Below are 12,630 nucleotides of genomic sequence, written 5' to 3' on the forward strand. Positions count from 1 at the left end.
TGGTCGTGGCGGATAGTGATTGACGGTGCGACGACATCAGCCCCGGCCCTGGCCACCACTCACCACGGCGCTACACGTAGACGCGAGTCATTCGCCCCAGTCGTCGTCGCCTTTGAGGATCTTGGTGATCGTCGCGCTCGAGAACCCGCGCATCGCGAGAAAGCGCGCCTGCTTCGCGCGTTCGGCCGGGGTCTGCGGCAGCTCGCCAAACTTCTTGCGCCATACGGCCTGCGCGCGTGAGTACTCAGTCTCACGCAGCTCCGCGCCAACCGCTTCGATCAAGGTATCGTCGACTGCATGACGGCGCAGCTCGCTGACGATGCGATTGGCGCCCATGCGCGCGGCACGTCGATGCACGACGCTCTCGGCAAAGCGCGCATCGGAGAGCCAGCCTTCGCGCTCGAGCGTGTCGATGAGTGCGTCGAGTGAATCGCCCTCTTCGGCGAACGGAGCCAGCTTGCGGGAAAGTTCAGTCCGGCTGTATTCGCGCCTCGACAGGTAATCGAGCGCGCGTGCTTTGAGCGAACGAGTGGGCCGGTTCGAGCGCGTCTCGCGTTCGCGCGAAGTGCGCGACGACTCGGAGGATTCCGGCGACTCGTAGCCCGAAGCGGGATCGAGCGGATCGAGCGAGCCACGCTCGGCAGTATCGCCATCGCGCGAATCGCCCGACTCACCATATCGCCGGCTGCCGCGATCGGCACCCGGCGCAGCCCGCCCTTTACGTATCACGCGAGACTTACTCTTCGTCGTCGGCCAGTTCGACATCGCCCCCTTGCGCCGCCGGCATCGCGTTCACGCCCAGCGATTCACGGATGCGATTCTCGATTTCGCGAGCCATCTCGGGATTCTCACGCAGGAATTCGCGTGCGTTGTCCTTGCCCTGGCCGATACGTTCACCGTTGTAGCTGTACCAGGCACCGGCCTTGTCGACGATCTTCGCCTGCACGCCGAGATCGATGACTTCACCTTGGCGTGAAATGCCCTCGCCGTACAAGATGTCGAAGATCGCTTCGCGGAACGGCGGCGACACTTTGTTCTTGACCACCTTCACGCGCGTTTCGTTGCCGATCACCTCGTCGTTCTTCTTGATCGAGCCGACGCGACGGATATCGAGCCGCACCGATGCGTAGAACTTCAGTGCGTTACCGCCCGTCGTCGTTTCGGGGTTGCCGAACATCACGCCGATCTTCATGCGGATCTGGTTGATGAAGATGACGAGGCAGTTCGTGCGCTTGATCGTGCCCGTGAGCTTACGCAGTGCCTGCGACATCAGGCGTGCCTGCAGGCCCGGCAGCGAGTCGCCCATTTCGCCCTCGATTTCGGCCTTCGGCACCAGTGCCGCGACCGAGTCGATGACGATCATGTCGATCGAGCCCGAACGCACGAGTGCGTCGGTGATTTCGAGCGCTTGCTCGCCGGTGTCGGGCTGCGACACGAGCAGATCGCCGACGTTCACGCCGAGCTTCGCCGCATATTGGATATCGAGCGCGTGCTCGGCATCGATGAACGCCGCCGTGCCGCCGAGCTTTTGCATTTCCGCGATGACTTGCAGCGTCAGCGTGGTCTTACCCGACGATTCCGGCCCGTAGATTTCGACCACCCGGCCGCGCGGCAGACCACCGACGCCCAACGCGATATCAAGGCCCAGCGAGCCCGTCGACACAACCTGGATATCCTCGGCCACCTCACCGTCGCCGAGCCGCATGACCGACCCCTTGCCGAACTGCTTTTCAATCTGCGCGAGCGCTGCAGCGAGTGCCTTGCTCTTTTCAGCAGTCAGTCCAGCCGAGCCTTTCTTGCTTTCTTCCATGAATCGTCCTTTGCTATGATGAGCGGCGTCTGAGGTGGGGCGAACGGGCTGCAGCAGCACTGCTTGCCGGCCGGCGCACGAAACGCAGACACTGTATAAAAAAACAGGGTTTTGTGCAAGCCCGATGCGTGCGGATTTGCGTTGTGGCAACAAGGCAGCGATGCGCTGGAGCCGCGGCCATACGAGACCATCCGGAGACAGCCGCGCGGCCGGCCGCACTGCGCCGGCAAGCCAACGGCGCATCATGCGAATACTCATTGCCGAAGACGACAGCATACTCGCGGACGGCCTCGTTCGATCACTCCGCCAATCGGGCTATGCCGTCGACCACGTCAAGGGCGGCGCCGAAGCCGATGCGGCCCTGTCGATGCAGACATTCGACCTGCTGATCCTCGATCTGGGCCTGCCGCGCATGACGGGCCTCGAGGTGCTGCGCCGCCTGCGCGCCCGCAATTCGAATCTGCCGGTGCTGATCCTGACGGCCGCCGACGGCGTCGACGAGCGCGTCAAGGGGCTCGATCTCGGCGCCGACGACTACATGACCAAGCCGTTTCATCTGAACGAACTCGAAGCGCGCGTGCGCGCGCTCACGCGCCGAGGCTCGGGCGGCGGTCCGACCGTCGTGCGGCACGGCTCGCTGGCGTTCGATCAGGTCGGCCGCGTCGCCTCGGTCAACGACCAGATGCTCGAACTGTCGGCACGCGAACTCGGCGTGCTCGAAGTGCTGCTGCAGCGGATCGGCCGGCTCGTCTCGAAAGAGCAGCTCGTCGACCACCTGTGCGAATGGGGCGAGGAAGTCAGCAACAACGCGATCGAAGTGTACGTGCACCGGCTGCGCAAGAAGATCGAGCCGAGCGGCGTGCGTATCGTCACCGTGCGCGGCCTCGGCTACTGCCTGGAAAAGCCTGCCGCAAGTCAGCCCGCGCCAGGCGAAACGCCCGCGGCGCCGTTGCCCAACGGTACCGCGCCGCCTGCCGGGGCAGCGGACAGCGCCGCGACCGCACCACCGAAGTAGGCTGTTCCGTGGCTTCGCCCGCCTCTACGAAGGACGACGCGCCGCGCGACGGCCCCCGCCCTGCACAGCCGAACCCTGCGGCGCATACGCCCGACACCGAGCACGAGGCCGCGCCCCCCAATCCGTTCGCGCCGCCCGATGAGGCCGAAGGCACGGCCACCGCCCGTCCCCGCTCGCTGTTCGGCGAGATCCTCGACTGGATGCTCGCGCCGCTGTTATTACTGTGGCCGATGAGCATCGCCGTCACCTATCTCGTGGCCAAGGCCATCGCGAATGGCCCGTTCGACCGCGCGCTCGAGACCGACGCCTATGTGCTCGCGCGGCAGATCCATCCCGTCAACGGCGTGGCGACGCTGACGCTGCCCGACGTGGCACGCGACTTCCTCGGCAGCGACAACACCGACAAGGTCTTTTATCAGGTGCTCGGCACGCGCGGCGAACTCGTCGCCGGTGCCGCCGACATGCCGCTGCCCACCGAAGACGATCGCCCGCCGCCCGGGCTCGTCGAATTTCGTGACGAGACGTTCCACGGCAACGACATCCGCATCGCCTATACAACGGTCGAGTTTCCGGCCGCGCCCCCGTGTGAGGACGTCCTGGCCCACCCCTCCGGGGCGCTCTGCGGGGCGGCCAGCGGGCAGGCTGCTTCCGCCCTCGTTCAAATCGGCGAAACGCTCGACAAACGCAGCGCACTCGCGAACGACATCATCAAAGGCGTGATCCTGCCGCAGTTCGTGATCCTGCCACTCGCGATCGTGCTCGTGTGGTTCGGGCTCTCGCGCGGCCTCGCGCCGCTCACGGCATTGCAGGCCAACCTGCGCGCGCGCCGCCCCGATGACCTCTCACCGCTCGACGCGCTGCGCGCTCCGCCCGAGATCGAACCGCTCGTCACGTCGTTCAACGATCTGCTCACGCGTCTTGCCCAGAACATCGATCTGCAAAAGCGCTTCATCGCCGATGCCGCGCATCAGATGAAGACGCCGCTTGCCGGCCTGCAGATGCAGGCCGAACTGGCGCTGCGGCAAGAAGTGTCGCCCGAGGTGCGGCACTCGCTCGAGCAGATCGCGGCAGGCGCCGATCAGACCGCGCGTCTCGTCACGCAGCTGCTCGCGCTCGCACGCGCCGAGAACCGGCTCTCGGGGCAGGTCTTCGCGCCGGTCGAAGTCGCGCATCTTGCGCGGCTCGCCGTGCGTGAATGGGTGCAGGCGGCGCTCGCCAAGCAGATGGACCTCGGCTACGAAGGGCCCGGCGAGCCCGTCTTCGTCGACGGTAATCCCGTGATGCTGCGCGAGATGCTGTCGAACGTCATCGACAACGCCATCCGCTACACGCCGGTGAACGGCCGTATCACCGTGCGCGTGATGGCGGAGCCGGCGAAGAACCTCGTTCATCTCGAGGTCGAGGACACCGGGCCAGGCATTGCGCCGGCCGAACGGCCCAAAGTGGTCGAGCGCTTCTATCGCATCCTTGGCCGCGAAGGCGACGGCAGCGGGCTCGGCCTGGCGATCGTGCGCGAGATCGCAACGATGCACGGCGGCACGCTGACCCTCGACGACCACGTCTATCAGACTTCGCCCCGCCTCGCGGGCACGCTCGTGCGTGTCAGCTTGCCGGTGCATGCCCCGGCCCCGGACTTACCCTAAAGCCGTCCCCGATAGCCCCCAAAAACGGGGCACGAATGCACGACCAAGCAGCCAATTTACGCGACTTTAGCGGATGTAAGCACAACAAAACGCGACGTTCAAAGAACTGCGCCTTCACCCACACCCGCTTCGCTATGCGCTTTCGCGTCAGTACACCGTAAGCTAGTCTTCCAATAATCGACGACAGGTGCGCCGGGCGCGCCTCGCACGTACCGATATCAAAATTATTTGGAGACGACTTATGGCAACCGTTGGCGGGCGCGTTTCGGACGCGCCGATGACGGGCGACGAGAAGCGGGTAATCTTCGCGTCGTCGCTCGGCACCGTTTTCGAGTGGTACGACTTCTATCTGGCCGGCTCGCTGGCGGCTTACATCAGCAAGAGCTTCTTCTCCGGCGTGAATCCGACAGCCGGCTTCATCTTCACGCTACTCGGCTTTGCGGCCGGCTTCGCAGTGCGCCCGTTCGGCGCGATCGTATTCGGGCGGCTCGGCGACATGGTCGGGCGCAAGTACACGTTCCTCATCACGATCGTGATCATGGGGCTGTCGACGTTCGTCGTCGGCTTCCTGCCCGGGTATGCCGCGATCGGCTTCGCCTCGCCGGTCATCTTCATCGCGATGCGGCTGCTGCAAGGGCTCGCGCTGGGCGGCGAGTACGGCGGCGCGGCGACGTACGTGGCTGAGCACGCGCCCGCGCACCGGCGCGGCTACTACACCTCATGGATTCAGACGACGGCGACGCTGGGCCTGTTCCTGTCGCTGCTCGTTATTCTCGGCGTGCGCACGTGGGTAGGCGAAGAGGCATTTGGTGCCTGGGGCTGGCGCGTGCCGTTCGTCGCGTCGCTGATCCTGCTCGGCGTCTCGGTGTGGATCCGGCTGCAACTGAGCGAATCGCCGGCTTTCATGCGCATCAAGGCCGAAGGCAAGACGTCGAAGGCGCCGCTGACCGAGTCGTTCGGCCAATGGCGGAACCTGAAGATCGTGATTCTGGCGCTGATCGGCCTGACGGCCGGCCAGGCGGTGGTGTGGTACTCGGGCCAATTCTATGCGCTGTTCTTCCTGACCCAGACGCTGAAAGTCGATGGGGCAAGCGCCAACATCCTGGTTGCGTTGGCGCTTCTGATCGGCACACCGTTCTTCGTGTTCTTCGGCTCGCTGTCGGACCGCATCGGCCGCAAGCCGATCATCATGGCCGGGTGCCTGATTGCTGCGCTGACCTACTTCCCACTGTTCAAGGCACTGACGCACTATGCGAACCCGGCGCTCGAGGCCGCGACGCAGAAGTCGCCGATCGTCGTGGTGGCCAATCCCGACGAGTGCTCGTTCCAGTTCAACCCGGTCGGCACGGCCAAGTTCACGAGCTCGTGCGACATCGCCAAGAGCGCGCTCTCCAAGGCCGGCTTGAACTACTCGAACGTGGCGGCGCCGGCGGGCACGCTGGCGCAGATCAAGGTCGGCGACACCACGATCGACACCTATGACGGCAAAGCCCCCGGCGCGAAGGACAAGGCCAAGGCGTTCGAGAAGTCGCTCGGAGGGACGCTCAAGAGCGCGGGCTATCCGCCCAAGGCCGATCCGGCGCAGTTGAACTGGCCGATGACGGTGGTGGTGCTGACGCTGCTCGTGATCTACGTGACGATGGTGTACGGGCCGATCGCGGCGATGCTCGTGGAGATGTTCCCGACGCGCATCCGCTATACGTCGATGTCGCTGCCCTATCACATCGGTAATGGCTGGTTCGGCGGCTTCCTGCCGGCGACGGCGTTCGCGATCGTCGCGGCGCAGGGCAACATCTACTCGGGGCTGTGGTATCCGGTGGTGGTGGCCTTGATCACGTTCGTGATCGGGATGCTGTTCGTGAAGGAGACCAAGGATTCCGACATCTACGCGAGGGATTGAGCGGGGTTTGGGGTGCAGGAGACCGCTCTCGGTAGGCGGGCGATAATAAGGGGTTGACAGCCCGCCTCGCCGTGAGCATAATTCGGCTCTTCGGCGAATTAGCTCAGTTGGTTAGAGCGACGGAATCATAATCCGCAGGTCCGGGGTTCGAGTCCCTGATTCGCCACCAGCATTACCAAGGGCTTAGCGTTCGCGCTAGGCCCTTGTTCTTTTCTGCGGTTCAACGAAAGTTCAATCGCGCACCCGCCGCAATTCATCCCTCCCAGCCGCTGCTTCGATCTCCTCTGTTAAGCCACTGGTGGCCACTGCCGAGCCGTATGCACCACTGCCAAAACCCAGACGGTGTCATCCACAGCTTCGTACACAATGCGGTAACTCTCATGCGGAATCAGTTCGCGCGTGCCGGTAATCTCGCCTAACCGCCCCACATTCGGGAAATCAGCCAGCTTCGTAACGGCGTCGCTAAAAAGCTGGTCCATCCGCAACGCAGCACGAGGATTGTCGGCCGCAATACGTTCGCGGACATCGTTCCGGTCCTGTTGAGCCTCCGACGTCCAAATAACCCTCACGTGTCAGACTCTCCAACGTTGCGCAACATCTCCGCGCGCCACTCAGCAGCTTCCGCCTCGACTTCCTCATTGGATCGGCCCCGACCTGCTCGCACCGAGGCACGTGCAACCTCAACCTTGCGACGCAAGAAGTCGTTGTACTCCCGCGCTTCACGCTGACGCTGGACGAAATCACGCATCAAATCGCGAACGACTTGTGACGCCGGCCGATGCGCTGCCTTCGCCTCAGCCATAAAGGCATCGCGCAGATCAGATTCCAACTTCATAGTGAAAATAGCCTCTTTCATCATGGTCGCCTCAACGCCGGGAAGTACAGAGGAAGTATATACGTCATCAGTATGCAGCCGCGATCCGCTCGCCACCGGCGACCGCCGGCAACCGTGCGCTGAAGAACTCCCGCCTGGATCACCCAGCACAGGATGAGACGATTCAACAAAGCGTCAACGACACCTCTATCTAGCCCTGCTTTCCAGACTACCGCGCAAACCCGAGGGGTTCGAGTCCCTGATTCGCCACCAAATGCAAAAAGCCCCATGCATCCAATCGGTTACATGGGGCTTTTTGCATTCGGGGTTCACTTGGTGCGTCATTCCCATGCGCAAGTTACCCCGCCTCTCCAAACGCGGTGTCGCTCCGAAAGGCTTCACTCAAGTAATCCATGACTGCCCGTACGGTTTCCGAGCGCCTGAGATCCCGATGGGTGACTAGCCAGATGTCGCGCGCGAAGGGAGCGCCTTGATCATCGACTCTGACCAGTTGCTTGTCGGTATCACCAAGAAAGCACGGCAAGCCCGCCACCCCCGCTCCGGCCCGAGCCGCAATCAGATGACTGCTGATGTCGCTAAGCTCGCAACTCACGGGGCGTTGCCCGGCGATATTCAGCAGCCATTGCTGCTGTGGCATGTCAGCGAACTGCTCGTCATAGGCGATGAAGGTCCAACGGCTCGGTTCGCTCAGGGCTGAGTAGCGGCGGCTGGCGTACAACGCGAACGGCATGCGGCCGATGCGGCGGATGACGTTGCTGGATTCCTTCGGGCGTACCAGCCTCAATGCCACATCCGCTTCCCGGCGAGTTAGCGACACCTGCCGCGCTTCGGCCGTGATGGAAAGCTGGATGCCCGGGTAGGCAGTCTGGAAATCCGCCAGGCGGGTGGCCAGAAAATGCGTAACCAGCACGGGTGGCGCGCTGAGCGTGACCTTGCCGCTCAAGGGCGCCTGGCTCGCGCGGGTATGCCGTTCGACGGCAAAGGCAGCCGCCTCCATGGCCTTGGCCTGCTCGAAAACCTGAATGCCAGCGGGCGTCAGCCGACAGGCACGAGGCAATCGCTCGACTAGGGCGACTTTCAGCTCATCCTCCAGCGCCGCCAACCGGCGGCTGACGGTGGCGTGATCCACGCGCAGCGACCGCGCTGCGCCAGACAGAGTTCCAGCTCGGCCCACGGCGAGGAAATGACGCAGGTTTTCCCAATCGAACATCGGTGCGTTTTCTCCACCTTGGCTTGCAGTTTTAGGGAATTTACGCGGAGATCGCCGAAGCATAGCATCCGTCTTGTTCAATGTTCCGGATGACTATCTATGCCTTCCTCGTCTTCTGCGTCTTCTTTATCGTCTTCTTCATCTTCGCCGAATGGCACGCTCATTGCGGCCGCGCTTGGCTTCGTAGTCGTGTTGTTGGACGTCAGTGTCGTGAATGTCGCGCTCGACGCATTGCGCCGCGAGTTCGCCACCGACGTGGCCGGGCTGCAATGGGTACTCAACGCCTACACGCTGGTATTCGCCGCACTGTTGTTGACCAGCGGTGTATTGGGTGACCGCTTTGGGTCTCGGCGTGTCTTCCTCTGCGGTTTCACGCTCTTCACGCTAGCTTCCGTCGCCTGTGGTCTGGCCACCGATCTGACGATGCTGGTCGGTGCTCGGCTGATCCAGGGCGTTGGGGCATCGCTGCTGGTTCCCAATTCGCTCGCCATGCTTCAGCGCGCTTTTCCGGACAAGCTCCAGCGCAGCCGCGCCGTGGGCTGGTGGAGCGCCATCGGCGGTATCTCGCTGGCGGCGGGACCGGTGCTCGGTGGCGTGCTGGTCACGCATTGGGGCTGGCGCAGCATCTTTCTCGTCAATCTGCCGATCGGACTACTCGGTGGTTTCCTCACGCTTCGATATGCCGCCGCCGACGGTGCGGGGCATAACCGTAGTCTGGACTGGCCTGGGCAGATTGCCGCAGTTCTTTCGTTGGCGGCACTGACGGCCTCACTCACGGAGGTGGGCCGCCTGGGCTGGGGGAGTGCCTGGGTGCAAGGCGGTTTGCTGCTGGCAGTAGTCGGCGTTGCCGGATTCATCTGCATCGAGTCACGCAGCAAGTCACCCATGCTACAGCTGGGACTGTTTCGTGTACCGGCGTTCTCGATCTCTTCGATCTCCGGCGTCATCGTCAATTTCGCTTACTACGGGCTGATCTTCGTGTTCAGCCTCTTCTTTCAGATCGAGCAGCGGCTGTCACCCGAGCAAACGGGGATGGCATTCCTGCCTATGACGATCGTGTTGATGGCGGTCAACGTACTCGCTGGTCGTCTCATCACCCGGGTAGGGGCAAGGCCGTTGATGGTGCTGGGCTTGCTCATCGCCGCGTCGGGATACCTGCTGCTCTTACCTGTTCGTATCGACGGCGCCTATGGCTGGCTGGTGGTGCCCATGCTCATGGCGGCCAGCGGCGTCGCGTTGATGGTCCCAACCATGACCAACGTCACGCTGTCGTCAGTGGACGCCTCGCGAGCAGGTGTCGCGTCGGGCGTGCTCAATTCGGCCCGGCAGGTCGGAGGCTTGCTCGGCGTTGCAGTGTTCGGCTACTTGGTGCGTGATACCGGGCAGCAAGCGTTCATGACGGGTATGCACTGGTCGATCGGCACAGCGGTCATGCTGCTCTTGGCGGGAAGCGCCATGTGCTGGTTGGGGCTCGGCACGAAGAAGCAAGTGAGCTGAAGACCGTTGCATGGGCATGGGGCATGGAGCGTCGTGCCCACCGTTGCTCCATGGCAGATTCGCAGCCTCCTCAGGAGTACTGGCTGGTAGGACCTGTTGTTCCCACACCATCATTGCCAGGCTGAAAAGTCGATTTTTCAGCGCTCGTGTGAGGCGTTGTCATCGTAGGTGACAACGCCCAATATCAATCCAGGCGGCGTGGCAGACTCGGTTGTTCGCAGCTTCACTGCGCACGGTTGAAGACCGTCAGAATGACCCGCCACCCCGGTGAAGTGAGTTTCGCCACGTCGATGTTGGTCATCTCATTACGGCTTTAAACCTCGAACGAAAGCTCAGCATGTCGACTACTTTTCGACGCTACGTGGGCATCGATTATTCCGGTGCCCAGACACCCAGCGACAGCCTCAAGGGCCTGCGAGCCTACATGGCCGACCATGAGCATGCCGAGCCTGCGGAGGTTTTCCCTCCGCCCAGCCCGCGCAAATATTGGACTCGGCGTGGCCTCGCGATGTGGCTGGCGGACCTCCTGCGGGAGGACATTCCCACGATTGTCGGCATCGACCATAGCTTCTCCTTCCCTCTGCGCTACTTCGAGGCTCATCAATTGGAGCTCGACTGGTACGTCTTCCTTGAGGACTTTCAGAAGCATTGGCCAACTGACGAGCCATACGTCTACGTCGATTTCGTCCGCGACGGCCTCGCTGGCAATGGCTCGGCACGACAGGGGAGCGCCAAGTGGCGGCGTATCAGCGAACAGCGCTGCAAGGCCAAGTCGGTGTTCCACTTCGACGTACAAGGCTCGGTTGCCAAATCGACGCACTCAGGCCTGCCGTGGCTGCTGTATCTGCATCGACAGCTTGGCGATAGGGTTCACTTCTGGCCGTTCGACGGGTGGGACATTCCGTCGGGTCGTTCCGCGATCGTCGAGGCCTATCCATCGATGTGGCGGCATGCTTTCGCCGCGCAGGAAGGCATGACCAACGATCAACACGACGCCTACACTGTAGCGGCGTGGCTGCGGCGTGCAGACCAGGAGGGGCGATTGCAAGCGGTGCTTCATCCGCGTCTGGACCCAGCGACGCAAGCTGTTGCGGAAGTCGAGGGCTGGATACTGGGGGTTGATTCTGACTAAGGGGCCGCAGACATAGCCGTGTCTTGCGCCCACCTCTGACTTCGAGTCGCACAAAGGTCTAAGCCCGATCTGAGTGGCCGGTCCATTACGCGTAGTTCGCGGCGTTCGGCGTTCAACTTGCTCGATTTGCCGACGGCGTTCCTGGCGCGCTCGCGATCCGGCCCGGGCTAGCCGATCATTTCCCACCTCCTCGCGACCGCCCGCAAGGAATGCGGCATGGAAGATGAGCTTCCGTATAGTCGTACGGCCGCCCCAACAGCGACGTCAGAGGGTGACCAGCAATCGCAATTGATGCTCGGTCTCAGTCCCTTTAATCAGCGCATAGAACCCTGTCTCCTGACGCTCGACCACCGAAACGCCTTCAGCGTCCGAGAAGTCGTTCCACGCGACGCCATCGATATGTGCGAACCTTCCGCGAGTTCGCGCAAACGCCCGCAACAGCGGACTCGCTTCACGGCGGAGCACCAGGCGGTCTGCATTCAACACATACGGTGCCCAGCCTGCACGAAGAACAAGGTAGTAGGGAATGGAACTGTGTTCGATTTTCATGGACGGTTCTGTTTATTCGACGAATCTTTCGCTGAAACAACCTGCTCGTCAACTTCGAAGCGGCCAGTGCATGGCCCGTTAGCGAGCAGGTGACATCGACGAAGCGAGCAATGGGATACCCCGAAATTGGGCGCAAGCACACCCAACTAAATAATAAGGATTGCGAATCAATTTGGCGGTACCTCGGCACCGCATGTCGCTGGCCGCTCGCGCCTAATCGGAGCGCCTTATGAAAGAACCTCGGCAAGCGTCCACTGCTCGCCTCGGTTTCGGTCGATGATGCCTTCGGCATAGTGCAGTGAAGCGCGGCGCGCATCGCCGGCACTGGCAAACGGCGAATCGTCGAGAAGCTTGAAGGTCTGGCTTCGGGTAATCGTCGTGTCGGTGCCACGAAGGCAAATCTTGACTGCCGCGTCGAAACCGGCTTCGTAGTCGTGAGCCCGACCATCTTGGGGCGGGAGGTGAGAATAAATTAGCGGATATATTTCGAATCCGCGGTACACATGCGTACTCATGATGAACTCCTGGCGATCGACAACATCGGATCGTACGGACGAAGGCAGTCAAGCCGATATCGGCACTGTCAGTGCGATAGGCGAGAGTGCGGGGGTTAAACAATGCGCGCGGGAGGGGGAGGCGCGACGCAACAATCAGATAGATGAGGCGGCAAGCAGTCAGGAGGGGCGCTCGACAGATGACTGCTCTGATGTGGCCATCATACGCGCGTGGCGTAGCATGTCCAACGCCTATTTCCAGTGAGGATCTCGATGCATTTCAAGCATCGGGCCGGCGACATCGACTCCCTTTCATCGGCGCCGCAACGCGGTGCGCCCAAGCACGGGAGTCCGGCATTGGGACGCAGGGTGCGACGCACGTTCGCAGGCGCGCCCCACGCTCGAACGGATTGGCCATGCGCCACCGATATCGCGACGCACTCGCCGCTTTCCTGGCACGGTACATACGCGTCTATGCGCACGGGTCGTTCGGATGCCGAGCGGTAGTCGTGATGAACTCACGGTGGACCGCTCGCACCTGCAAT

12 protein-coding genes and 1 tRNA gene are annotated in these 12,630 nt (G+C 62.5%); 6 read left to right on the forward strand and 7 right to left on the reverse strand.

What is annotated here, in order from left to right; genetic code table 11:
- Positions 1-87: 87 nt before the first annotated feature.
- Positions 88-729, reverse strand: coding sequence for a recombination regulator RecX (recX, locus tag D7S89_RS09800; protein WP_121277896.1), 642 nt, complete (start codon positions 727-729; stop codon positions 88-90).
- Between the two features lie 7 nt (positions 730-736).
- Positions 737-1,810: a recombinase RecA gene (gene recA, locus D7S89_RS09805; protein ID WP_121277483.1), complete on the reverse strand. Its 1,074-nt coding sequence runs from the start codon at positions 1,808-1,810 to the stop codon at positions 737-739.
- A gap of 244 nt (positions 1,811-2,054) precedes the next feature.
- Between recA and D7S89_RS09810 the strand changes: the two genes are divergently transcribed.
- From D7S89_RS09810 to D7S89_RS09825, 4 genes are all read left to right on the forward strand, one after another.
- Positions 2,055-2,825: a response regulator transcription factor gene (locus D7S89_RS09810; RefSeq protein ID WP_121277897.1), complete on the forward strand. Its 771-nt coding sequence runs from the start codon at positions 2,055-2,057 to the stop codon at positions 2,823-2,825.
- 8 nt (positions 2,826-2,833) lie between these two features.
- Positions 2,834-4,468 (forward strand): sensor histidine kinase, encoded by a 1,635-nt coding sequence (locus D7S89_RS09815; RefSeq protein WP_121277484.1) that lies wholly within the window; start codon positions 2,834-2,836, stop codon positions 4,466-4,468.
- Between the two features lie 241 nt (positions 4,469-4,709).
- On the forward strand, positions 4,710-6,368 hold the full coding sequence (locus D7S89_RS09820) for an MFS transporter (RefSeq protein ID WP_121277485.1): 1,659 nt from the start codon (positions 4,710-4,712) through the stop codon (positions 6,366-6,368).
- 92 nt (positions 6,369-6,460) lie between these two features.
- Positions 6,461-6,537, forward strand: a tRNA-Met gene (locus D7S89_RS09825).
- 118 nt (positions 6,538-6,655) lie between these two features.
- Here D7S89_RS09825 and D7S89_RS09830 read toward each other — a convergent pair.
- The 3 genes from D7S89_RS09830 to D7S89_RS09840 all read right to left on the reverse strand — a co-directional run bounded on the left by D7S89_RS09830 (position 6,656) and on the right by D7S89_RS09840 (position 8,413).
- Positions 6,656-6,937, reverse strand: a complete 282-nt coding sequence (locus D7S89_RS09830) for a type II toxin-antitoxin system RelE/ParE family toxin (RefSeq protein ID WP_121277486.1) — start codon at positions 6,935-6,937, stop codon at positions 6,656-6,658.
- Positions 6,934-7,224, reverse strand: coding sequence for an antitoxin of toxin-antitoxin stability system (locus D7S89_RS09835; protein ID WP_425470768.1), 291 nt, complete (start codon positions 7,222-7,224; stop codon positions 6,934-6,936). Before D7S89_RS09835 ends, D7S89_RS09830 begins: the two co-directional genes overlap by 4 nt.
- A gap of 316 nt (positions 7,225-7,540) precedes the next feature.
- Complete coding sequence (locus D7S89_RS09840) at positions 7,541-8,413, reverse strand: LysR family transcriptional regulator (RefSeq protein ID WP_121277488.1); 873 nt, start codon at positions 8,411-8,413, stop codon at positions 7,541-7,543.
- A 99-nt stretch (positions 8,414-8,512) separates the two neighbouring features.
- Between D7S89_RS09840 and D7S89_RS09845 the strand changes: the two genes are divergently transcribed.
- Both D7S89_RS09845 and D7S89_RS09850 read left to right on the forward strand, forming a co-directional pair.
- Positions 8,513-9,910: an MFS transporter gene (locus tag D7S89_RS09845; RefSeq protein WP_121277489.1), complete on the forward strand. Its 1,398-nt coding sequence runs from the start codon at positions 8,513-8,515 to the stop codon at positions 9,908-9,910.
- Positions 9,911-10,247: 337 nt separating this feature from the next.
- Positions 10,248-11,042, forward strand: coding sequence for a hypothetical protein (locus tag D7S89_RS09850; protein ID WP_121277490.1), 795 nt, complete (start codon positions 10,248-10,250; stop codon positions 11,040-11,042).
- Between the two features lie 264 nt (positions 11,043-11,306).
- Here D7S89_RS09850 and D7S89_RS09855 read toward each other — a convergent pair whose 3' ends face one another.
- The gene (locus tag D7S89_RS09855; protein WP_121277491.1) at positions 11,307-11,591 is read right to left on the reverse strand and encodes a hypothetical protein; all 285 of its coding nucleotides are present in this window, start codon (positions 11,589-11,591) and stop codon (positions 11,307-11,309) included.
- Between the two features lie 227 nt (positions 11,592-11,818).
- Entirely contained in the window at positions 11,819-12,106 is a 288-nt protein-coding gene (locus tag D7S89_RS09860) for a hypothetical protein (protein WP_121277492.1), read from the reverse strand.
- Positions 12,107-12,630: the final 524 nt, after the last annotated feature.

The organism is Trinickia fusca, assembly GCF_003628145.1.
Classification (GTDB): domain Bacteria; phylum Pseudomonadota; class Gammaproteobacteria; order Burkholderiales; family Burkholderiaceae; genus Trinickia; species Trinickia fusca.

Bases quoted from the DNA above. Each gene is read 5' to 3' on its own strand.
- recA (WP_121277483.1), bottom strand. From the start codon at position 1,810: ATGGAAGAAAGCAAGAAAGGCTCGGCTGGACTGACTGCTGAAAAGAGC.
- D7S89_RS09860 (WP_121277492.1), bottom strand. From the start codon at position 12,106: ATGAGTACGCATGTGTACCGCGGATTCGAAATATATCCGCTAATTTAT.
- D7S89_RS09845 (WP_121277489.1), top strand. From the start codon at position 8,513: ATGCCTTCCTCGTCTTCTGCGTCTTCTTTATCGTCTTCTTCATCTTCG.
- D7S89_RS09820 (WP_121277485.1), top strand. From the start codon at position 4,710: ATGGCAACCGTTGGCGGGCGCGTTTCGGACGCGCCGATGACGGGCGAC.
- D7S89_RS09810 (WP_121277897.1), top strand. From the start codon at position 2,055: ATGCGAATACTCATTGCCGAAGACGACAGCATACTCGCGGACGGCCTC.
- D7S89_RS09835 (WP_425470768.1), bottom strand. From the start codon at position 7,224: ATGAAAGAGGCTATTTTCACTATGAAGTTGGAATCTGATCTGCGCGAT.
- D7S89_RS09840 (WP_121277488.1), bottom strand. From the start codon at position 8,413: ATGTTCGATTGGGAAAACCTGCGTCATTTCCTCGCCGTGGGCCGAGCT.
- D7S89_RS09850 (WP_121277490.1), top strand. From the start codon at position 10,248: ATGTCGACTACTTTTCGACGCTACGTGGGCATCGATTATTCCGGTGCC.
- D7S89_RS09855 (WP_121277491.1), bottom strand. From the start codon at position 11,591: ATGAAAATCGAACACAGTTCCATTCCCTACTACCTTGTTCTTCGTGCA.